Consider the following 20,964-nt stretch of genomic DNA (forward strand, 5'->3'; position numbering starts at 1 on the left):
TCGGGCGTGCCTCTTCGTCCTGTCACGCCGACGGCGGATCATACGGCTGATCCCCGCCGGCGCTCCCGTCTCCCGGGCGCCTCCGCCCGGACTCGCCGCCTCGTTCGGCCGCGGCAGCCGCCCGGCCGGCGCATCCCTCTCCTCGCATTCCGCGCACCGCTCCCAACCGACCGGACCGCGTGCGGCCAGGCGCACCGAAGCTGCCCGCGGGGCCGGTGGCCGGTTGAATGGCCGTATGACAGACGAGCACGACGGCCGGGACGACCACCACGAACACGACGGCCGGGACCACCGGCGGGACAGCGGGCAGGACGCCTTCCGCGCCCTTCTGCACGCCCAGCGCGTCTGGGACACCGAGCTGCCGGTCTTCGACGCGGCCGCCGCTCCGGACGAGCCGCTGCCGCTCTTCCACCGGTGGTTCACCGAGGCCGTGGCGGCCGGCCAGTCCGAGCCGCACACGATGACTCTCGCCACCGCCGACGAGCGGGGCCGGCCGGACGTACGGATCCTGATGCTGCATGACGCCGACGCACGCGGCTGGCACTTCGCCTCGCACGCGACCAGCCGCAAGGGCCGGCAGCTCGCCGGCCGTCCGGAGGCCGCGCTCGGCTTCTACTGGGCGGTGCAAGGACGTGCGGTGCGGCTCCGGGGCCGCGTCCTGACGGCCGGTGCCGAGGAGAGCGGCGCGGATCTGCGTGCCCGCTCGACAGGTGCGCTGGCCTCGGCGCTGGTCGGACGGCAGAGTGAGGTGCTGGGCTCGCGGGACGAGCTGGCGCGGGCGAGCCGGGCCGCGTGGCGGCGGGCCGAGCGCGAGCCCACCGCCGAGGCGGAGTCATGGACGGCGTATGTCCTCGAACCGGACGAGGTGGAGTTCTTCCAGGGCGACGCCGACAGGCGGCATGTACGGCTGCGCTACCGGCGCGAACAGGGCATCTGGGTAAGGGAGTTGCTCTGGCCGTAGCGAAAGAGAGACACGTCGGCCGCGAGACGGCGACCGGCTCTCCCGTACGACGTATTAAGAGTGCTCCGCGCGGTCCGCGACGGCCGGCGGATCCTGGACGGGCCACGGATCGGCCGCGAGCCGCGCGTGGAGATGGGCGTCCCGGAAGGCGTCCCGGCTCACGGCCTCGAACATCGCGCCGCGCAGCGTCCCTTCGTAACGGTAGCCACAGCGTTCGGCGATCCGGCAGGAGGCGCTGTGGGTCAGCGCGTGTCCCAACTCGATCCGGTGCAGGCCCGCTTCCTCGAACGCCCAGCGGCTGCACAGCTCCAGCGCGCGACCGGCGACACCACGGCCGCGCGCCTCCGGCAGCACCCAGTACCCCACGCGGCCGGTGCGCAGCCGCAGGTCGAGCAGGCCCAGGCCCACGCTGCCGAGGACCGGTCCCTCCGTGCCGTCACCGGTGTCCTCGGTGATGCAGAAGTGCGCCATGGTGCCCTTCCGCCAGCCTTCCGCGCGCTGCTTGATCTGCAGCGCGGCTTCGGCTTCGGTGCTGACGTCGACCAGTGGCGCGTTCCAGCGCTTGAACTCGGCGTCGGACAGGCCGCGCAGCAGCGCGGATTCGTCGCCCTCGCGCCAGGCACGCAGACGGAGTCCGAAGCCGAGCACATCGGCGGGATCGGGAAGGCGGGTGCCGGAGAAATCGCTCACTCCTCTATTTCAACATCCTCCTGCCGAGCACGTGATCGATTCGCAACCGATTCCGGCCTTGACCGAGACCCAACAATTCATGAGCCGGTTAGGCTCAGCTTTCATGCCTGACGACTTCAATCTCACCAACGACCGCCCCGTGTATGTCATCGGCGGTGGCCCGGGTGGGCTCGCCGTCGCCGCCGCGCTGCGCGGACGGGGCGTACGGGCCGTCGTGCTGGAGAAGTCCGATGCCGTCGCCGCGTCCTGGCGCCGCCACTACGACCGGCTGCGTCTCCACACCACCCGCCGCAGGTCGGCCCTGCCCGGTCTCAGGATCCCACGGTCCTACGGGCGTTGGGTGGCCCGCGACCAGGTGGTCGGCTATCTGGAGAAGTACGCGGCCCACCACGCGCTGGAGATCGTGACCGGCGTCGAGGTCACCAGGATCGAACGCGCTCCCGATGATTCCGGCTGGCTGCTGCGCGCGACCGGCGGCCGGGAGCTGACCGGGCGCGCGGTCGTCGTGGCCACCGGCTACAACCACACGCCGCGAGTGCCGGACTGGCCGGGCCGGGAGTCGTACGGCGGCGAGCTGCTGCACGCGGCCGATTACCGCAACGCCGGGCCGTACGCCGGGAGGGACGTCCTGGTCGTCGGTGTCGGCAACACGGGCGCGGAGATCGCCGTCGATCTCGTCGAGGGCGGCGCGGCGCGGGTACGCCTCGCGATCCGCACCGCACCGCACATCGTGCGCCGCTCCACGGCGGGCTGGCCGGCGCAGTCGACCGCCATCCTGGTCCGCCGGCTGCCGGCCTGGCTCGTCGACAGAGCGGCCGCGCTGCTGAGCCGGATCGCCGTCCCGGACCTGTCGGCCAAGGGACTGCCGCGTCCCGACACCGGTCTGTACTCACGGGTGCGCGAGGGCGCGATCCCGGTGCAGGACATGGGGCTGATCAAGGCGGTACGCAAGGGCCGGATCGAGCCGGTGGCGGCGGTCGAGTCCTTCGAGGAGGACAAGGTCGTGCTGGCCGACGGTACGCGGATCACTCCGGAGGTGGTCATCGCGGCGACCGGCTACGACCGCGCGCTGGAGGGCCTGTTGGGCGACCTCGGCGTACTGGACGCCCGCGGCCGCCCGCTGGTCCACGGCCGCCGCACTCCGAAGCAGGCGCCCGGCCTCTACTTCACCGGCTTCACCAACCCGATCAGCGGCATGCTCCGCGAGATGTCGATCGACGCGCGCAGAATCGCGAAGGCACTGGCCCGCTGAGAAGCCGCGCCCGCCGCGGTGACCGGTCGCCATGACGACCGGTCACCGCGCCGCGCTCCTCATCCGGCCACGGCCGGCGCCGGTACCGCCGGCTTGCGTCTGATCACCAGCGACATCAGGGCCGCCGCCGCGCACAGCGCGCCCGCGGCGTACCAGACCACGTCGTACGAGCCGAAGACATCCCGCGCCAGTCCTCCGGCGAACGCGATGATCGCCGCGCCGACCTGGTGGGAGGCGAGGACCCAGCCGAAGACGATCGCGCTGTCCTCGCCGTAGTGCTCACGGCACAGGGCGATCGTCGGCGGGACGGTGGCGACCCAGTCGAGACCGTAGAAGATGATGAAGAAGAGCATCGGCGGATGCACGGACGGTGCCAGCAGCATCGGCAGGAAGAGCAACGAGACGCCGCGCAGCGCGTAGTAGACCGCCAGCAGGCGGCGCGCCTCGAAGCGGTCGGTGAACCAGCCGGAGGCGATCGTGCCGACCACATCGAAGACACCGATCACCGCGAGGAGTGAAGCGGCCGCGGTGATCGGCATGCCGTGATCATGCGCGGCCGGTACGAAGTGCGTCTTGACCAGGCCGTTCGTGGAGGCGCCGCATATCGCGAAGGCACCGGCCAGCAGCCAGAACGGCCCTGTCCTGGCCGCCGACACAAGCACCGTGACCGCGCGCCGCGCGGCTCCCGTCACCGGCGCCGGCTTGGCCGTGAACTCCTCGGCGCCGTACGCCGGCAGGCCCACGTCCGCCGGATGGTCGCGCAGCAGCAGCCAGACGAACGGGACCACCGCGAGCGCGGCCAGCGAGACGGTGACCGCGGCCGGACGCCAGCCGTGGTTCTCGACCAGCCAGGACAGCAGCGGCAGGAACACGAGCTGACCGGAGGCGCCCGCCGCGGTGAGGACGCCGGTGACCAGACCGCGGCGCGCCACGAACCAGCGGTTGGTCACCGTCGCGGCGAAGGCCAGCGCCATCGAGCCGCTGCCGAGGCCGACCAGAACGCCCCAGTACAGCACCAGTTGCCAGGATGCGGTCATCCATACCGTCAGCACGGACCCGGCCGCGATGACGGTGAGCGCGACCGCGACCACACGGCGGATGCCGAAGCGGTCCATCAGCGCCGCGGCGAACGGCGCGGTCAGGCCGTACAGCGCCAGATTCACCGAGACCGCGAAGCCGATCGTGCCGCGCGACCAGTCGAACTCCGTGTGCAGCGGCTCGATGAGAAGGCCGGGCAGCGAGGCGAAGGCCGCCGCGCCGATGATCGTCACAAAGGTGACAGCGGCGACGAACCACGCGCGGTGGAGGCGTGGACGCCGAGGAGGAACGGAAGCCGAGGTGCCCTCTGCGGAGAGTTCGGTTGTCTGGGTCACGTCAGACAGCATCAGCGGACGGGACGGCTCCCACGAGTGGCCCGAGGGTCAGCGTTCGCTAGGATCGGGCCACGCCCGCGCGGTGGCGGCGCACGGCGCCCACCACCGCCACAGGCGTCAGTCCCGGCGCGTCAGTCCCCGGATCGCCGGCACCGCGAACAGCACTCCGCACACTCCGACATTGATCACCGCTCCCGCCACCAGCACCTCGCGGAGCCCCACCGCCTCCGCGACCGGACCCGCCAGCGCCCGGCCCACCGCCAGCATGATCAGCGAGCCGGCCACGTCATAGGCGTGCAGCCGGTTGAGCGCCTCGTTCGGAATGTGCGTCTGGACCGTCGTCGACCACATCACCAGCCAGAAGGCCAGCGACACACCTCCGACGAAGAAACCCGCGGCCAGCACCGGCACGGTCACGTCATACGCCAGGACCAGCACATTGGCGATCACGCCGAACAGCGCGAACGTCCCGGCGAACAGCGGTCTGCGCGGTCGCAGCCGCATCGCCAGCAGCCCGCCCACCGCGTTGCCCGCGCCGCCGACCGTCATCATCAGGCCGAACATCGCCGAGCTGTGCCGCTCGGTGACGACGACCGCCTCCAGCGGCGTGATCGGGCCGAGCACCGTGATGCCGTACACCGACCAGACCGCGATGACGCTCCACAGCCAGGACCTGGCGCGGAACTCCCGCCAGCCGCCGATCAGTTCGGCGAGCATGCCCTCGCCGACGACCGGCGCGACGGACTCCATCCGGATCAGGAAGAGACAGAGGCCGCTGATCCCGAAGGTCGCCGCGTTGACCCCGAAGATCATGCCGGGGCCGCCGAATCCCGCCAGAGCGCCCGCGACCGCCGGGCCCGCCATCGTCGTCAGCGACTCGGCGACCCGCAGGACGGCGTTGCCGCGCTGTACGTCGGGCGCCATCAGCGGGAGCATGCTGGCGACGCCCGGCTGGAAGATCGCGGCGCCCAGACCGCTGAGCCCGCTGAGCCCGTACACCAGCCACAGAGACGGCGATCCGGTGACGAAAGCGGCGGCCAGCACGGCGGTGCCGACCAGCCGTACGCCGTCCGCCAGGACCATCATCCGGCGCGGAGTGAACCGGTCGGCCAGCACGCCGCCGACGATCACGAACCCGGCGAAGCACACCATCCACGCGCCGAGCGCGAAGGAGACGGACGAGGCGCCGTATCCGGCGTCGAGCAGGCCCGCGGCGAGCGCGACCGGCACCATGCCGTCGCCGAAGCGAGCGACGGTACGGGCGAGGAAGAAGAGCCGGAATTCACGGTTCCAGAGAGTGGGACCCGCCGGTTCCGCTCCGGACGGAGAGGTACGGGCGATCGATTCGGGAATGGCGTGGGCCGCCACGCGCTTTTGTGTCACAGAGGCGACAGATATCAAGTAGTGGTCTGGACCACCAGTGGGCATCCGGAGAACGGACAGCCGGAGAGCCGGACAGGAGAGAACACCATGCCCGACCGGCGTCCGCACCGTGTCGTCGTACTCGCTCTCGAAGGGCTGCTTCCCTTCGAACTGGGCATCCCGCAGCGGATATTCGGCCGCGCCAAAGGCCCGGCGGGTGAGCCGCTGTACGAGATCGTCACCTGCTCCGTCCGGCCGCCGGGCCCGGTCCGCACCGACGCCGACTTCTCGGTCCTCGTGGAGAACGGCCCGGAGGCGCTCGCCACCGCCGACACCGTGGTCGTACCGGCGTCGTACGAGCTCGGACCGGTCTTCGAGGAGGGCCGGCTCACCGAGGAGCTCGCCGCCGCCCTCGCCCTGGTACGGCCGGGCACCCGGATGGTCTCCATCTGCACCGGCAGCTATGTCCTCGCCGCCGCCGGCCTGCTGGACGGCCGTCCCGCCACCACCCACTGGTCCTCGGCCGAGCACTTCCGGCTGCTGTTTCCGAGGATCGACGTCGACGCCGACGTGCTGTTCATCGACGACGGTGACGTACTGACCTCGGCCGGAGTCGCCGCCGGAATCGATCTGTGTCTGCATATCGTGCGGCGCGACCACGGCACGGCGGTCGCCAATGATGTCGCGCGGCTCACGGTCGTACCGCCGCACCGGGACGGCGGCCAGGCCCAGTACATCCAGCGTCCCGTCCCCGAGCCACAGCTCGCGACCACCACCGCCGCCAGGACCTGGGCGCTCGCACGCCTCCATGAGCCGATCCAGCTCCGCGACATGGCACGGCGGGAGTCGATGTCGGTACGGACGTTCACGCGCCGCTTCCGTGAGGAGGCCGGGATCAGCCCCGGGCAGTGGCTGGTGCGGCAGCGCGTCGAGCGGGCCCGGCATCTGCTGGAGTCGACGGATCTCTCGGTCGACCAGGTGGCGCGGGACTCGGGCTTCGGCACGGCCCAGTCGATGCGCCAGCATCTCCAGTCGGCGCTGGGCGTGCCGCCGACGGTCTACCGGCGTACGTTCCGGGCCGGAGCCGGTTCGCCGGGATAGCGCGGGCGGCGGGCCTCCGGCGGTGCGTTGTCCCGGCGCGGGTTGTTGTTCGGGGTGCGGGTGCCGGGGGCGCCTCCGGCACCCGCACCCCGAACAACAACCCCCGCCGGAACAACGCACCGCCGAAGGCCCACCGCCCGCCGCCACCGCTACCGCCACCGGTACTGCAACTCCGGCCGTCCCACCTGCCCGTACTGCGGACTCCGCTCCGCACAGCCGTTGCCGACGAGGTGCTCCAGATAGCGCCGCGCCGTGATCCGCGAGATTCCGACCTCCGCTCCGGCCTCCGCCGCCGTGAGCCCGGTCGTGGACGCGCGCAGCGTACGGGTCACCGCCTCCAGCGTCGGCGCGCTCAGACCTTTCGGCAGCGAGGCCGGCTGCGGTGACCGGAGCGCGCCGAGCGCACGGTCCACCTCGTCCTGACCGCTCGCCTCTCCGGCCGCCGCCCGGAAATCGGCGTACCGCGTGAGCCGGTCACGCAGGGTGGCGAAGGTGAAGGGTTTGAGGACGTACTGGACGACGCCCAGCGACACACCTTCCCGTACCACCGCGAGATCGCGCGCTGAGGTGACGGCGATGACATCCGCCTGGTGGCCGCCCGCGCGCAGGCTGCGCAGAAGCTGAAGGCCGTGGCCGTCCGGGAGATACAGGTCGAGCAGGATCAGATCGATGTCCGTGCGCTCCAGCAGCCGGCTCGCCTCGGCCCGGGAGCGTGCGACGGCCGCGACGGTGAAGCCGGGCACGCGGCCCACATAGTGCTGATGGGCGTCGGCCGCGACCGGATCGTCCTCGACCACCAGGACCCGGATCGCCGGACTCGCGTCGGTCATGGTCTCGCCTCCGCGCCGGCCAGCGGCAGCCGTACGGTGAACTCCGCGCCGCCTTCCGGCCCGCGCGTCAGCTCCACCGTCCCGTGCGCGCGGTGCACGGCCTGCCGCACGAGCGCGAGACCGAGCCCGCGCCCGGGGCCTCTGGTCGACCAGCCGCGCCGGAACACCGCGTCCATGTCGCCAGGATCGACCCCGGCTCCGGTGTCCCGCACGCCCAGCAGCAGCTCTCCGCCGCCGGGCCTGGTCCCGACGAGCGCGGTCACGGTGACCCGCGCTCCTTCGCCGCCCTGCGCCGCGTCCATGGCGTTGTCGATCAGATTGCCCAGGATGGTCACCAGATCGCGGGCCGGCAGTGTGGCGGGCAGGACACCGTCGTCGATACGGCTGTCCTCGGCGAGCACCAGCTCGACGCCTCGTTCGTTCGCCTGGGCCGCCTTGCCCAGCAGCAGCGCCGCGAGTACTGGTTCGCCGACCGATCCCACCACCCGGTCGGTGAGTGTCTGGGCCAGCTCCAGCTCCGCCGTGGCGAACTCCACCGCCTGCTCGGTCCGGCCCAGCTCGATCAGCGAGACCACCGTGTGCAGCCGGTTGGCGGCCTCGTGGGCCTGCGAGCGCAGGGCCTGTGTGAAGCCGCGCTCGGAGTCCAGCTCACCGGACAGCGCCTGGAGTTCGGTGTGATCGCGCAGCGTGATGACCGTCCCGCGCTGCTCGCCGCCGACCACCGGACGCGTGTTGACGACCACGACCCGCTCGTCGGTCATATGGACCTCGTCGATCCGTGGCTCGGAGGCGAGCAGCGCGCCGGTCAGCGGAGCGGGCAGGCCCAGTTCGGCGACGGAGCGGCCCACCGCCGAGTCGTCCAGGCCGAGCAGCTCCCGGCCGCCGTCGTTCATCAGCGCGATCCTGCGCCGTCCGTCGAGCATCAGTAGCCCTTCGTGCACGGCGTGCAGCGTGGCCTCGTGATAGTCGTGGATCCGGCTCAGCTCCACCGCGTTCATGCCATGGGTGTGCCGCCGGAGTCTGGCGTTGATCACATACGTCCCGAGACCGCCGAGCACCAGCGCCGCGCCCGCCGCCGTCGCCAGCGCCTTGACCTGCTGTGTCACCTGGGTGGAGATCCGGTCGACGGTGATGCCGACACTGATCAGCCCGGTGATCCGGCCGTCGTCGCGCACCGGGGTGACGACGCGCACGGAGGGGCCGAGCGTGCCGGTGTAGGTCTCGATGAACGTATGGCCGTGCACCGCCGGTGCCGTCCGGCCCAGGAACGGCATCCCTATCTGGTGCGGATCGGGATGCGTCCAGCGGATTCCCTGTGGTGTCATGATCGTGACAAAGTCCACGCCGGTGTCGTGCCGCACGCGCTCCGCGTACGGCTGGAGAGCGGCTGTCGGGTCCGGCTCGCGGATCGCTTCCCGTACAGAGGGCGAATCGGCCATGGCCCGCGCGATGGCCGAAACCTGTTTGCGTGCGGTCTCGTCCGGGTGGGCACGACCTGTGACGTACGCGAAAATCGCGCAGCCCGCCACGACGGCCGCGATGAGCACGACCTGCATGGCGAAGAGCTGACCGGCGAGACTGCGCGGACGGGGCAGGTGCATGGCCCAAGTCTGCCTGGCCGAATTCTTGTGAACGAAATGAACGCAAGGGTGACCGGCGTCACATCGTGGTGGATAGTCGCCGGGACCCCTCGGGACGGGGGGCATTGCAGGGACGAGTCAAGGAGGACCCGTGGCCGCAGCAAGGCGGGACCGTACCCACTATCTGTACATAGCGGTGATCGTGGCCGTAGCGCTCGGCATCCTGGTGGGCTTCGTCGCCCCCGGTGTGGCCGTCGAGCTGAAGCCCATCGGCACCGGCTTCGTGAACCTGATCAAGATGATGATCTCGCCGGTCATCTTCTGCACGATCGTGCTGGGTGTCGGGTCGGTCCGGAAGGCGGCCAAGGTCGGTGCGGTCGGCGGGCTCGCTCTCGGCTACTTCCTGGTGATGTCGACGGTCGCGCTGGCGATCGGCCTGGTCGTCGGCAACATCCTGCACCCGGGCTCCGGTCTGCACCTCACCGAAGCCGGCCGCGAGGCCGGAGCGGCCCAGGCCGAGGGCGCGAGCGAGTCCACCGCGGACTTCCTGCTCGGCATCATTCCCAAGACCATGGTGTCGGCCTTCACCGAGGGCCAGGTCCTCCAGACGCTGCTGGTCGCGCTGCTCGCGGGCTTCGCGCTCCAGGCGATGGGCAAGGCCGGTGAGCCGATCCTGCGCGGTGTCGGGCACATCCAGCGCCTGGTCTTCCGCATCCTCGCCATGATCATGTGGGCCGCGCCGGTCGGCGCCTTCGGCGCCATGGCCGCCGTGGTCGGCGAGACGGGTCTCGACGCGCTGAAGTCGCTCGCGATCATCATGATCGGCTTCTACATCACCTGTGCGCTGTTCGTCTTCGTCGTGCTCGGTACGCTGCTGAGGGTCATCGCGGGTGTCAGCCTGTTCCCGCTGCTGAAGTACCTGGGCCGTGAGTTCCTGCTGATTCTTTCCACCTCGTCGTCCGAGTCGGCGCTGCCGCGTCTGATCGCGAAGATGGAGCACCTCGGTGTCAGCAAGCCCGTCGTCGGTATCACCGTGCCGACCGGTTACTCCTTCAACCTCGACGGCACCGCCATCTATCTGACGATGGCCTCGCTCTTCATCGCCGAGGGCATGGGCGACCCGCTGTCGATCGGCGAGCAGATCTCGCTTCTCGTCTTCATGATCATCGCGTCCAAGGGCGCGGCGGGTGTCACCGGCGCCGGTCTCGCGACGCTGGCCGGCGGCCTTCAGTCGCACCGTCCCGAGCTGGTCGACGGCGTCGGCCTGATCGTCGGCATCGACCGCTTCATGAGCGAGGCGCGCGCACTGACGAACTTCGCGGGCAACGCGGTCGCCACGGTCCTCGTCGGCACCTGGACGAAGGAGATCGACAAGGCGCGGGTGGACGAGGTGCTGGCCGGCCGGATCCCGTTCGACGAGAAGACGCTGCTGGACGACGGCCACGGCGGCGAGCCGCACGGCGATGTCCCGCAGCAGCGGCAGTCGCCGGAGGCGCACGACGCCGACAAGACCCAGGCCGGGGTCTGACCCCTCCTGCTCCCGGCCTCACGAAGGACCGGCCCGTACGGACGCACCCGTACGGGCCGGTCCGTTTTCCCGCGCGTACGCGACGGCCGGACGGCGCCGCGCGCGTACCGGCGCGGCGCCGACCGGACCGATGGCTACCAGGCCACCGGCAGCTCGCAGGGAAAGCGCCGGATGGTCTCCGTGTCCCAGCGCAGCTCTTCGGCGGGCACCGCGAGCCGCAGGCCGGGAAAGCGGGCGAGCAGACCGCCGATGGCGGCCTCCAGCTCCGCCATGGCCAGCGGAGCGGCGATACAGCGGTGTCCGCCCCAGCCGAAGGTCATATGCGGTGTGGGCGGACGGTTCAGGTCGATGGTGTCCGGATCGGCGAACCGCTCAGGATCGCGGTTGGCCGTCAGATACGAGACATGCACGAAGTCGCCCGCGCGGATCTTCACTCCGCAGATCTCCACGTTCTCGGTGGCGACGCGCGGGATGCCGACTCCCTTGCGGAACGGGATGTAACGGAGCAGCTCGTCCAGCACCTGCGTGAGCGTCTCCGGGCGGCTTCTGAGGTGGGCCATCAGCTCGGGCCTGGTGAGCAGCAAATAGGCGATGTCGCTGATCTGGCAGGTCGCCGTGTCATGGCCGCTCAGCATGAGCGTCAGCGCCATGACGGCCAGATCCTGGTCGTCGAGGGTGTCGTCCTCGTGCTCGGCGGCGGCGAGGAGCGAGATCAGGTCGCCGCCGGGATCGCGCCGCCGCTCCACGACCAGCTCGCCGAAGTACTCACGCAGCTCCGCCTTGGCCACGGCGGCGGCCTCTCGGGTGTCCGGGGCCATGGACAGCATCTGGTGCGCGTACCGCTGCATTCTGTGCTGGTCGGCCGGCGGGATGCCCAGCAGCTCGCAGATGGTCTGCTCGGGAAGAGGCAGGGACAGATGGGCGGCGAGGTCGGCCGGCGGACCGTGCTCCTCCATGGCGTCGAGCAGTGTGCCGACGATGCCTTCCACGGCGGGCCGCATCCGGTCCACATGCCGCTTGGTGAACGCCTGCGAGGCGAGCTGCCGCAGACGGCTGCTGCGCGGCGGGTCCAGCACATTGATCGACTCCGGAGAGACGATCGGTTCCGGAGTCAGGCGTGGATAGTCCCGGTCGATGATGGCCGCGCGGCTGAGCCGGTGATCGGTGGTCACCTGCCGCACTCCCTCGAATCCGGTCACCAGCCAGGCGTCCGCGTCGCCGTAAGGCAGCCGGATACGGCTGACGGGTCCTCGGGACATGAGGTCCGCGAGGGAGGGATCGAATTCCAGGCCCTCGCTGAAGTCGAACGGACAGGTGGTCGTTTCGCTGATATCGGTCATCGCGTACTCCAGGACGGGCGCGTACGGTCATCCGGCCCGGGACAGGGCTGCGTGAGGGGCGGACGGTGTTGGCGAGGGATAGGTACCTCCGCCATTTCGGGTATATGCCTCCAGCGAGGCAAATGGGTCCGTTCCGCGATGACAGCGACGGTGCGATGGCGTGACGGTGCGATGGCGTGACGGTGCGACGGCGTGACGGTGCGATGGTGCTGTGGCCGTACGGGACGGCCGGGCCGGTACGGACCTGTCCCGTACCGGCCCGGCCGCGCGTCACGCCGCTGGATCAGCCGAACGGCACGCGGACGACGGACTGATTGCCGATGCCGAGAGTGCTGGTGCCATTGCCGATGGCGTTCCAGACCTCGATCCGCACCTTGCCGTTCACCAGGTTTCCGTGTGATCCGGTGGCCGATGCGAGACCTCTGGCCTGCGTGTAGTGCTCATAGCCGGGCACGGGATCGGTCGCGAAGTACAGATATGTCTCCGTCCGGTCCCAGGAGCCGTCGCCGGTACGGTCGTAACTCACTCTGATCTGCTGGCCGTTGCCGACGGTCGTGCCCGAGTCCACGAACAGGTCGAATTCCGTGGCGCCGCCGTTGTACGTCCGGGTGATCCCGCTCGACGTGAAGACCTGCGGGCTGTTCGGCGTGCCGTCGTGGTTGGCGCCGCCCGCCGAGGTGAGCGTGGCTGTCGCCGCCGAGCCGGTGGAGTCGCCGAGTCCGGCGCCGGTCCGCGCGTACAACTGCGAGGAGCCGGTCGGCGGGTTGGTCGGCGGGTCCGTCGGTGGATCGGTCGGCGGGTCGGTCGGCGGGGTCGAGCCGCCGCCACGGGTCCAGACCGCGACGTAATCCACCAGCATGGGCCGTCCGGGTACGGTCTCGGCGGTCGGCGTCCGGCCGGCCAGAGCGTCCGGGAAGGCGCCGCCGATCGCCACATTGAGCAGCAGGAAGTATCCGGCGTGATCGGTCATGTTCGACCAGGTCGTGGCGTCGAACCGGTCCTGCCGCAGGCTGTGGAAGAGCTGGTCGTCCACATACCAGCGCAGCTCGTTGGGAGTGACGGAGCGATCCCACTCGAAGCGGTAGGTGTGGAAGGCCGACTGGCAACTCGCGCCGGGACAGGCGCGGTTGGCGCCGAGGCCGGTGGTCTCGTTGCAGGGTCCGCCCGGGTTCACACCGCAGTGCAGCACGCCCCACACCGAGTTGATCCCGTTGACGTTCTCCATGATGTCGAACTCGCCGGTACCGGGCCAGTTCCAGTAGTTGCCACGGTACGGCGAGCCGAGCGCCCAGAAGGCGGGCCAGTAGCCGAGCGCGGCGTTGCCGGTGACGTTCGGCATCTGGATACGGCCCTCGATGCGCAGCGTGCCGCCGGTCGGAGCCTTGAAGTCGGCGCGACGGGTCTCGATCCGCGCCGAGGTCCAGTTGCCCGCGCCGTCTCTGAGCGGAGTGATACGGAGATTGCCGTTGCCGTCGAGGCTCAGATTGTCGGGACTCGCGGTGTAGTTCTGGATCTCGCCGGTGCCCCAGTTGCCGGGCCCGCCGGGATAGCCGTGTCCGGTGTCCGTCTGCCAGTTCGCCGCCGACGGCGGAGTGCGGTCGGCGCCGGTGAAGTCGTCGCTCCACTGCAGGTTCCAGCCGGGCGCGGGCGGTACGGCTCCGCGTGCGGTACCGGCGCCGGTGACGCCGACGAAGCCGGCCAGCGCGACGGTCATGGCCAGGATCGCGGTGAGGAGTGGCGTACGTCTGATGCGGCTCGTTCTCAAGGAAACACCTCCGGTGCGGATGGTGCCGAGGGGGGTTGTGAGAGCGCTCTCAGTACGTCTTCTAGTGGGCGTCGGAGACCTCGTCAATGCTTTACGGCCCGTTGACTTTCCGAAGGCGGCGGCAGGGAGGCGGTGGCAGGAAGGCGCGGCGGCGAAACGGCGGCCGGGCGGCCGAGGCGCGGCTGCGCGCTCGGCCGCCCGGCCGGTACGGGAACGGGTCCCGGGTCGTACGGTTCGACGGCTTCGCCGTCAGCTCCTGATGAACCTCGGCTCCTGATGAACCTCGGCTCGTGCGGAACGTCAGCTCCTGATGAAGGCGAGCAGGTCGGCGTTGAACTTGTCCTTGAACGCGATGGTCTGCGCCATGCCGTGCGGCGCGCCGGGATAGACCTTGAGCGTGGCGTCCTTGACGAGCTCCGCCGACTTGGGACCGGCGGCGACGATGGGCACGATCTGGTCGTCGTCGCCATGGATGATCAGCGTCGGAATGTCGAAGCGCTTGAGGTCCTCGGTGAAGTCCGTCTCGGAGAACGCCTTGACGCAGTCGTACGCTCCTTTGAATCCGACCTGCATGCTCCACATCCAGAAGGAGTCGCGGAGGCCCTGCGAGATGTTCGAACCCTTCCGGTTGGCGCCGTAGAAGGGCGCGCTGAGGTCCTGGTAGTACTGCGAGCGGTCGCTTCGCAGACCGGCCCTGATGTCGTCGAACGCCTTGATCGGCAGCCCTTCCGGATTGGCGTCGGTCTTGAGCATCAGCGGAGGTACCGCGCTCAGCAGCACGGCCTTGGAGACCCGGCCGGTGCCATGACGGCCGATGTAGCGGGCCACCTCGCCGCCGCCGGTCGAGTGACCGACGAGCACCGCGTCGCGCAGATCCAGCGCTTCGAACAACTGCGCGAGGTCGTCGGCGTAGGTGTTCATCTCGTTGCCGTCCCACGTCTGGCCGGAGCGGCCGTGTCCACGGCGGTCGTGGGCCACCGCCCGATAGCCGTTGTCGGCGACGAGATTGAGCTGCTCGTCCCAGACGTCCGCGTTCAGTGGCCAGCCGTGGCAGAACACGACCGGCTGCCCGCTGCCCCAGTCCTTGTAGAAGATGCTGGTGGAGTCGGTGGTGGTGATCGTAGGCATGACTCGGCCCTCCCAGGCACGACAATGGGCTATAAGCGACGATAAGCCAGATTTGCCCCGTTCGAGAGGTTGGAACGCCTGCCGCGCACCGGCGGACACCACCCGCGCACCGGGCCGTGCCGCCTCGCCGTGTTGACGCGTTGCCAGGACTGGTACGGCGGGATCGCGAGCATGTGAACACGTCCCTCGGGCACCAGCGATGAGGCCCGCAGCACGTCATCCACCACTGCCTCTTGGTCTTGCTCGGGGCCGGGCCGTTGTCCTGCTGAGTGCTGTCCGGTCGACAGGGCCTAGTACTGCAACGGTGTTTGTGGTGACAGGTGGTCAGTCAGTGGTGGGGTGTGTCCTCGTTGTTTGTAGTGGCTGGTGCGGGCTTGGTGTTGTCGTCTTCGGCGCCATGTCGACCAGTGCAGGATGTGCTCGACGGGTGTGGGCCGTCGGTTGGTGAGGCGGTGGATCAGGCGTCTGATCTCGGCGAGGCTGAGGTGGATGAGCGGGGAGGATCCGTTTCTGCTTTCCAGGTGTCCAGTTCGCGGGCCCGCAAGACGGTGAGGCAGGCGTGGACGGCCATGGCCAGGGTGATGTGGCGGTGCCAGCCGGGGTAACGGCGAACCTGGTAGTCGTCCAGGCCGCACTCCTGCTTCGCGGTCTGGAAGCATTCCTCGATCGCCCAGCGGCTGCCGGCGATGCGGATCAGCTCGTCCAGAGTGGTGTCGGCGGGGCAGTAGGCGATGTAGTAGGAGAGCTCTTCGGGGCGGGCGACGCTGCGGCGGGCGATCACCCAGTGTCGGCGGTCGGGCCGGTGCCAGGGGCGGACTTCGACGCGTGCCCAGTCGTAGACGCGGGGCCCGTGGGCGCCCGCACCACACGAGCGGCGTTTCCACTTCTGCCGGGGCAGGCCGGGGAAGAGATCGCTCACCGGGTGGTCGATCGCCCAGCGGGTCACGACCGTGTCGTGGCGGGTGGTGGCCATGACGTGGAAGACGTCCGCTTGTTCGGCGCCGGCAGCCCGGCCGCGGCCCTCGCGATGGTCTTCAAACTCGCTGAGTCCGCCCAGGCCCGCTGGCGAGCGGTCACCGCACCGCACCTCGTCGCCCTCGTCCGAGCCGGCGCCCGCTTCGAGAACGGCCTCCTCGTCGAACGAGGCGAGACCCTCACAGCGTGATCCGCCTCAACTGATCCACAGGTCTTGACATTACTCGGGGGGCGCGCGGTTAAAGCCAAACTCATTCCGCCTGATGAGTTGTCTTGTTCATGCTCAGCTTGGGCTGCGATCATGTCGCAGACCCCCACCCCTGAGAGTCGCCGGACCTTCCGGCGGCCGAGCGGTGCTGTGTGAAAGGTATTCCGTGATAAGACGCATTCTCCTGCCTGCCCTGGTCACATCCGCGCTCATCGCAGGGGTGGCAGTTCAGTCGACGGCCTCCGCTGCGGACACCCGTGAACGAGCCTCGGTGCCCTCCATCAGTGACGTCTCCTCTCCATTAGACAAGAAACGCTTGGACAGTAGCGGCAGCCGGTCCGGCCTCAACGAGGCAGACTGCAAGAAGGCCAGGAAACAAGCCATGCGCGCCGCCGACGCGGCTCACGCGTACGGCTGCCTGACCTGGCTCTCGCCTGCGGAGGGCAAGGCTGCCCTCGGTAAGGGCGCAGCTACCGAATCAGACGGTGCATCGGCGTCCGCGGTGCTGGATGTTCCGCTGCCAGTCAATGAGTGCACAGGTGACGAGGACGGATCCTGGTACGCCACCCGCACCATGCAGTGCCAGATCGACCCGAACGTGAAGTACTCCTATTACAGCAGTGACAACAAGCTGCTCGGCACTGCCCTGTTCGCCACCGCGCAGCAACTGGACTTAGCCACAACCAGTCTGCAGTGGACCGAGACCGACCAGATCACCATGCTGTCGTCCACAGGAACACTGCCTGCCGGCCTGGGCGTGTCGTGGACCACCAACTGTTCCTCCTCCTGCACCCCTAAAACGACGAAACCCTGGACCACGACCCCCATCAGCGTCGGCCAGAATCTCAAGAGCACCTACACCCTCACTGACCAGCCCTCAACGGTCTACGACTACATCGACCTCGACTACCAGCTCCGCATCGGCTCGCCCAACGCCATCGACCTGCTGCCACCCATCACGTGGGGCGGCGCAGAAGTCCGCTGCGACAACAAGATCTCCCTTCCCAACAATGGCGGTTGCGTGGTGCCCTGGTACACCCCGACGCTGCGCCTCCCACGATCCCAGTACGGCGCGTCCGCCGACATGATCGAATGGGCCCAGAAAAACCTCTCCGGCCACTGGGGACTGCGCGGCACCGGCCAGCCCCTCCACCGCCTGAAGGGTGATACTCAGCAGGCGGGGAACCGGAACATCATCTGCGGAACCTCCAAGTTCACCAAGGACCCCAACGTGCAGGACGATTCCTGCGACGAGTTCCCCTTCGCCGGCAACTACGAAAGCGGCGCCCTCAACGGCATCACCCATGGCAAGGACTGCGCACAGGTAACGGCAGTTCGCGCAGATACTACGGGTGACTTGGCCACGGACTGGCCCACCGTGACCACTGTCGGAACTGTCACCGGCAGCGAAAAATGCGTGCGCGGACACATCCCCAGGAGTCTCAACACAGACCTGGGAGGTGTCTACGGCGGTTTCGTCGTGAGCCAGCGGCTGGCAGACAATGACCCGTTCTGGCTGAGCATCACCTTCTGACGGCTCGCTGCATCAGCAGACAGGCCGATCGGCGGTCAGCCTTGCACGTGCTGGAGGCTGACCGTCGGCAGGGGGCCGTGAGCGATCTCAGGTGGCAGCACTAGGCCGAACTCCCGCTCCAACGCCAGGAGCGCGCTATCGGGCACGGACCATTCGTCGGATTCCCAGTTCTCCTCGAGAAAGAACCCGACGTCGCTCAGAGCATGGTTGAGGCGCGAGGTGTCAATGCCCTCTGCCGGCTCAAACGTCCAGGCGTTGAAGTGAGCCAGGAGTTCCCCGTCACGTGCATGTGAGATCTGGGTAGTACTGTCCAGCAGTTTCCAGACCGAAACCGCCTCGGTCCCCACCGACAGGCGTGTGAGTACTGGGGTCTGCAGCAGCCGCCCGTGGGCTTCGACATCCAGAAGGATGGTCCATTCCCCGCTGCCACACACTCGCACTGCGGATGTCTCGAAGCCGTGCCCGAAATGCTGGATGGCCTCCTCGTCCGTAAATTGCGGGTACGGAGCTTGACCGGCGACATCCAGCCGGGAGACCACCTCATCAGGCGAGAGCCCCCGGACGCACGTGATGCCGAACAGGTCCAAGGACACACAATCGGCGAGTCTTGATGTCGCCACTTCTCTTCCTCCTTCGGCTACGCGGGTCATCACGCGCCGTAGTCGTACCTCGGGGCCGGCCATGTCCGGGTGCTGGCATGCCTGTTGGCGACGGCCAAGACCACTGTAACGCTCACGCCCTCACCGGAGCCGGGGCCGCCGCCAGCTGACAAGCCCCAGGAGCCCGTGCCCGGCGGCGAAGTGCGCCCGGACCTGCGTGGCGACGGACGGGGCACGCCGAGCGATCCCCGGTATCGCGCCCCACCTCGCATCCCTGGTTCGGGCCAGTGCCCGCTTCAGCCAACTCGTCGAGCGTCCCGAGCTCAGTGCAGCCTGAGCCACCTCACCTGATCCACAACTCTTGACAATGACTCGGAGGGCGGGGCCTGCGACGTCTGGTGCGTGCGATCGCAAGGCGGAGGATCATCCGTGTACTGGACGTACTCGGATGACTCCGACAACGCGGTGAGCGTGCGTGCCAGGCGTCGCAGGCCAGGCGGGATGTGTCAGACAGGGCCTAGCAGCCGATCTTGTCCAACTCGGCGAGTTCCTCGTCGGAGAGCGAGAGTCCCGCGCCGGTGACGTTCTCGCGCAGGTGCGCCACCGACGAGGTGCCGGGAATGAGCAGGATGTTCGGCGACCGCCGCAGCAGCCAGGCCAGGGCGACCGACATCGGCGTCGTGTCCAGCCGGGTGGCCACGGCGGAAAGCGCCGTGGACTGTAGCGGGGTGAAGCCGCCGAGCGGGAAGAAAGGCACGTAGGCGATGCCCTTGGCGGCGAGATCGTCGATCAGCTCGTCGTCCTGGCGGTAGGCGAGGTTGTACATGTTCTGCACGCACACGATCGGCGCGATCGCCTGCGCCTCGGCGATCTGTTCCGCCGTCGCGTTACTCACTCCGAGGTGCCGGATCAGGCCCTGCCGCTGGAGTTCGACGAGGGTCTCGAAGGGCTCGGCGAGCGAGCCGGGCTGCGGGCCCTGAGCGTCGCCGAGCCGGAGATTGACCACGTCGAGCGAATCGAGGCCGAGGTCCTCAAGGTTCTCGTGGACGGCGCGGCGCAGGTCCTCGGGCCGCCGCGCGGTGGGCCAGCCGCCCTGAGGATCGCGGTCCGCGCCGACCTTGGTCACGATGTGCGGCGATTCGGCGTAAGGGTGCAGCGCTTCACGGATCAGTCGGTTGGTGACACGTGGTCCGTAGGCACCGGCGGTGTCGATATGAGTGATCCCGAGGTCGGCGGCCTCGCGCAGGACGGCGAGCGCGCCATCATGGTTGGCCGGCGGGCCCATGACTCCGGGGCCGGCGAGCTGCATGGCGCCGTAGCCGAAGCGGGTGACGGTCAGATCGCCGAGGGTCCAGGTGCCGCCGGGCAGTGACGCGGAGGGTGTGTTCATGGTGTGTCTTTCCTGCTGAGCCGGAGTGTTGGAGAGGGCCACTTGTCAGGTGGTTCGCCGTTCGTTGGCGGGACCACTTGTTCGCGCCGCTCGTCGGAGCGATCTTTGTTTCGCTCATGCCGTCGATGTTCGCTCGCGGACAAGTGGTGCATCCAATACCGATACAGTGCCCTGTGATACCTGGCAGGTATCACAGGCTGGGTATGCTGTGGACATGGACACCTTGGAGATACGCGAGCTGAGGTACTTCATGGCCGTCGCGGAGGAGCTGCACTTCGGCCGCGCCGCCGAGCGCCTCGGCATGGCCCAGCCACCACTGTCCCGGGCGATCCAGCAGCTTGAGCGGCGCCTCGGCGTCTCTCTGCTGAAACGCAACCGGCGCGGCGTCTCTCTGACCGGCGCCGGAGAGATGCTGCTGCACGAGGGCCGCGCAGCGCTCGACGCGACCACCGCTGCCGCTCGCCGCACCCGCCGCGCCGGTGGCGCCGACAGCCAGGGTGCGCCGCGCAACCGCCTGGTGCTGGCGGTGAAGGCCGGCGCGTCCCACGAGCTGCTGCACAAGCTCCTCGACGCCTACGCGGCCGAGCCCGGCGCCGCCGAGATCGAGGTGCTACCGAGCGGCCTGTGTGAGCAGGAAGGAATGCTGCGCGACGGCCGCGCTGATGTGGCGCTCATGCACGCGCCGTTCAACTCCCTCGCCGGGTTCGACAGCGAGGAACTGATGACCGAGGGACAGATCGCGATCCTGCCCGCCGCGCATCCTCTCGCCGCGCGCAGGACCTTGTCCCTGGCCGATGTCGGCGACATCCCTGATCTTCCGCTCGCCCGCTGGTCACGCAACGGCACGTATCCACCCGGACCGGGCCCGGAGATCCACGACCAGACGCAGTTGGCCCAACTGATCGCCCTCGGACGCACCGTGGCCGTCTTCCCTGACTCGGCCCGCGCCTGGCTGTGGGCCGAGCACACCGCCGTCCCTCTGGCCGACGCACCTCCCGTCGTCACTCATATCGCCTGGCCCGCGCACAGCCGCTCGCTCGCTCTCGCCGGGCTGATCCGCACGGCCACACGGCTATGACTCGCACTTGCCACACTCCACCGCCGCCGCGCACGGGCACCGGCGCGACTCCGTGTACCGCCGACGAACTCCTTCTGGGCCGCTGACCAGCAGGTACGCCGTGGTCAACGGCCCCGACGGCGGACAAGACCGTTGGCCGGCCGGACGCGTAGCTCGTCCGGCGAGCGGTACGCCGTCGATGTCGGCCCGGTCACCAGCCGCGCCATACCGCCAGCACGATCGAGCCGCCCACCACACTCACCGCCGTCACATAGATGGCCTGCGCCACGA

16 protein-coding genes and 2 pseudogenes are annotated in these 20,964 nt (G+C 69.2%); 7 read left to right on the forward strand and 11 right to left on the reverse strand.

Annotated elements, in window-relative coordinates; genetic code table 11:
• Positions 1–235: 235 nt before the first annotated feature.
• Entirely contained in the window at positions 236–961 is a 726-nt protein-coding gene (locus PV679_RS14265; protein ID WP_319680576.1) for a pyridoxal 5'-phosphate synthase, read from the forward strand.
• Positions 962–1,015: 54 nt separating this feature from the next.
• On the opposite strand, the gene PV679_RS14270 is transcribed toward PV679_RS14265, so the two are convergent.
• Positions 1,016–1,651, reverse strand: coding sequence for a GNAT family protein (locus PV679_RS14270; RefSeq protein WP_319680577.1), 636 nt, complete (start codon positions 1,649–1,651; stop codon positions 1,016–1,018).
• Positions 1,652–1,754: 103 nt separating this feature from the next.
• Between PV679_RS14270 and PV679_RS14275 the strand changes: the two genes are divergently transcribed.
• On the forward strand, positions 1,755–2,903 hold the full coding sequence (locus tag PV679_RS14275) for an NAD(P)/FAD-dependent oxidoreductase (protein WP_319680578.1): 1,149 nt from the start codon (positions 1,755–1,757) through the stop codon (positions 2,901–2,903).
• A gap of 59 nt (positions 2,904–2,962) precedes the next feature.
• On the opposite strand, the gene PV679_RS14280 is transcribed toward PV679_RS14275, so the two are convergent.
• Both PV679_RS14280 and PV679_RS14285 read right to left on the reverse strand, forming a co-directional pair.
• On the reverse strand, positions 2,963–4,288 hold the full coding sequence (locus PV679_RS14280) for an MFS transporter (protein WP_319680579.1): 1,326 nt from the start codon (positions 4,286–4,288) through the stop codon (positions 2,963–2,965).
• Positions 4,289–4,393: 105 nt separating this feature from the next.
• Positions 4,394–5,644 carry an MFS transporter gene (locus tag PV679_RS14285; protein ID WP_416069719.1) on the reverse strand — a complete coding sequence of 417 codons (1,251 nt, stop codon included), beginning with the start codon at positions 5,642–5,644 and terminating at the stop codon, positions 4,394–4,396.
• A 102-nt stretch (positions 5,645–5,746) separates the two neighbouring features.
• On the opposite strand from PV679_RS14285, the gene PV679_RS14290 reads away from it, so the two are divergent.
• A complete protein-coding gene (locus tag PV679_RS14290; RefSeq protein ID WP_319680580.1) occupies positions 5,747–6,739 on the forward strand; it encodes a GlxA family transcriptional regulator in 993 nt (330 codons plus the stop codon).
• A 149-nt stretch (positions 6,740–6,888) separates the two neighbouring features.
• On the opposite strand, the gene PV679_RS14295 is transcribed toward PV679_RS14290, so the two are convergent.
• Both PV679_RS14295 and PV679_RS14300 read right to left on the reverse strand, forming a co-directional pair.
• On the reverse strand, positions 6,889–7,569 hold the full coding sequence (locus tag PV679_RS14295) for a response regulator (RefSeq protein ID WP_319680581.1): 681 nt from the start codon (positions 7,567–7,569) through the stop codon (positions 6,889–6,891).
• Positions 7,566–9,170 carry a sensor histidine kinase gene (locus tag PV679_RS14300; protein ID WP_319680582.1) on the reverse strand — a complete coding sequence of 535 codons (1,605 nt, stop codon included), beginning with the start codon at positions 9,168–9,170 and terminating at the stop codon, positions 7,566–7,568. The genes PV679_RS14295 and PV679_RS14300 overlap by 4 nt, the downstream gene beginning before the upstream one ends.
• 130 nt (positions 9,171–9,300) lie before the next feature.
• On the opposite strand from PV679_RS14300, the gene PV679_RS14305 reads away from it, so the two are divergent.
• The gene (locus PV679_RS14305) at positions 9,301–10,677 is read left to right on the forward strand and encodes a cation:dicarboxylate symporter family transporter (RefSeq protein ID WP_319680583.1); all 1,377 of its coding nucleotides are present in this window, start codon (positions 9,301–9,303) and stop codon (positions 10,675–10,677) included.
• A gap of 134 nt (positions 10,678–10,811) precedes the next feature.
• Here PV679_RS14305 and PV679_RS14310 read toward each other — a convergent pair whose 3' ends face one another.
• From PV679_RS14310 to PV679_RS14325, 4 genes and pseudogenes are all read right to left on the reverse strand, one after another.
• A complete protein-coding gene (locus tag PV679_RS14310) occupies positions 10,812–12,017 on the reverse strand; it encodes a cytochrome P450 (protein WP_319680584.1) in 1,206 nt (401 codons plus the stop codon).
• Positions 12,018–12,300: 283 nt separating this feature from the next.
• A complete protein-coding gene (locus PV679_RS14315; protein WP_319680674.1) occupies positions 12,301–13,731 on the reverse strand; it encodes a glycoside hydrolase family 16 protein in 1,431 nt (476 codons plus the stop codon).
• Between the two features lie 351 nt (positions 13,732–14,082).
• A complete protein-coding gene (locus tag PV679_RS14320; RefSeq protein WP_319680585.1) occupies positions 14,083–14,910 on the reverse strand; it encodes an alpha/beta hydrolase in 828 nt (275 codons plus the stop codon).
• Between the two features lie 457 nt (positions 14,911–15,367).
• Positions 15,368–15,907 (reverse strand): annotated as a pseudogene (locus tag PV679_RS14325) (IS701 family transposase); the annotation flags it as partial.
• Here PV679_RS14325 and PV679_RS14330 point away from each other — a divergent pair.
• Positions 15,908–16,075, forward strand: a pseudogene (locus PV679_RS14330) (IS256 family transposase); the annotation flags it as partial. It abuts the pseudogene before it with no gap.
• Between the two features lie 400 nt (positions 16,076–16,475).
• Complete coding sequence (locus tag PV679_RS14335; protein WP_319680586.1) at positions 16,476–17,627, forward strand: hypothetical protein; 1,152 nt, start codon at positions 16,476–16,478, stop codon at positions 17,625–17,627.
• Between the two features lie 35 nt (positions 17,628–17,662).
• Here PV679_RS14335 and PV679_RS14340 read toward each other — a convergent pair whose 3' ends face one another.
• Both PV679_RS14340 and PV679_RS14345 read right to left on the reverse strand, forming a co-directional pair.
• Positions 17,663–18,214 carry a DUF6461 domain-containing protein gene (locus PV679_RS14340; protein ID WP_319680587.1) on the reverse strand — a complete coding sequence of 184 codons (552 nt, stop codon included), beginning with the start codon at positions 18,212–18,214 and terminating at the stop codon, positions 17,663–17,665.
• Between the two features lie 529 nt (positions 18,215–18,743).
• Positions 18,744–19,616, reverse strand: coding sequence for an aldo/keto reductase family oxidoreductase (locus PV679_RS14345; protein ID WP_319680588.1), 873 nt, complete (start codon positions 19,614–19,616; stop codon positions 18,744–18,746).
• A gap of 214 nt (positions 19,617–19,830) precedes the next feature.
• Between PV679_RS14345 and PV679_RS14350 the strand changes: the two genes are divergently transcribed.
• On the forward strand, positions 19,831–20,694 hold the full coding sequence (locus tag PV679_RS14350) for a LysR family transcriptional regulator (RefSeq protein ID WP_319680589.1): 864 nt from the start codon (positions 19,831–19,833) through the stop codon (positions 20,692–20,694).
• Positions 20,695–20,964 lie beyond the last annotated feature (270 nt).

This window comes from Streptomyces sp. AK02-01A (assembly GCF_033795305.1).
Classification (GTDB): Bacteria; Actinomycetota; Actinomycetes; order Streptomycetales; family Streptomycetaceae; genus Streptomyces.

Coding starts and splice junctions, on each gene's coding strand:
- PV679_RS14315 (WP_319680674.1), bottom strand. CDS start 13,731: ATGACCGTCGCGCTGGCCGGCTTCGTCGGCGTCACCGGCGCCGGTACC.
- PV679_RS14345 (WP_319680588.1), bottom strand. CDS start 19,616: ATGAACACACCCTCCGCGTCACTGCCCGGCGGCACCTGGACCCTCGGC.
- PV679_RS14300 (WP_319680582.1), bottom strand. CDS start 9,170: ATGCACCTGCCCCGTCCGCGCAGTCTCGCCGGTCAGCTCTTCGCCATG.
- PV679_RS14295 (WP_319680581.1), bottom strand. CDS start 7,569: ATGACCGACGCGAGTCCGGCGATCCGGGTCCTGGTGGTCGAGGACGAT.
- PV679_RS14335 (WP_319680586.1), top strand. CDS start 16,476: ATGCGCGCCGCCGACGCGGCTCACGCGTACGGCTGCCTGACCTGGCTC.
- PV679_RS14275 (WP_319680578.1), top strand. CDS start 1,755: ATGCCTGACGACTTCAATCTCACCAACGACCGCCCCGTGTATGTCATC.
- PV679_RS14320 (WP_319680585.1), bottom strand. CDS start 14,910: ATGCCTACGATCACCACCACCGACTCCACCAGCATCTTCTACAAGGAC.
- PV679_RS14310 (WP_319680584.1), bottom strand. CDS start 12,017: ATGACCGATATCAGCGAAACGACCACCTGTCCGTTCGACTTCAGCGAG.
- PV679_RS14280 (WP_319680579.1), bottom strand. CDS start 4,288: ATGCTGTCTGACGTGACCCAGACAACCGAACTCTCCGCAGAGGGCACC.
- PV679_RS14350 (WP_319680589.1), top strand. CDS start 19,831: ATGGACACCTTGGAGATACGCGAGCTGAGGTACTTCATGGCCGTCGCG.
- PV679_RS14265 (WP_319680576.1), top strand. CDS start 236: ATGACAGACGAGCACGACGGCCGGGACGACCACCACGAACACGACGGC.
- PV679_RS14290 (WP_319680580.1), top strand. CDS start 5,747: ATGCCCGACCGGCGTCCGCACCGTGTCGTCGTACTCGCTCTCGAAGGG.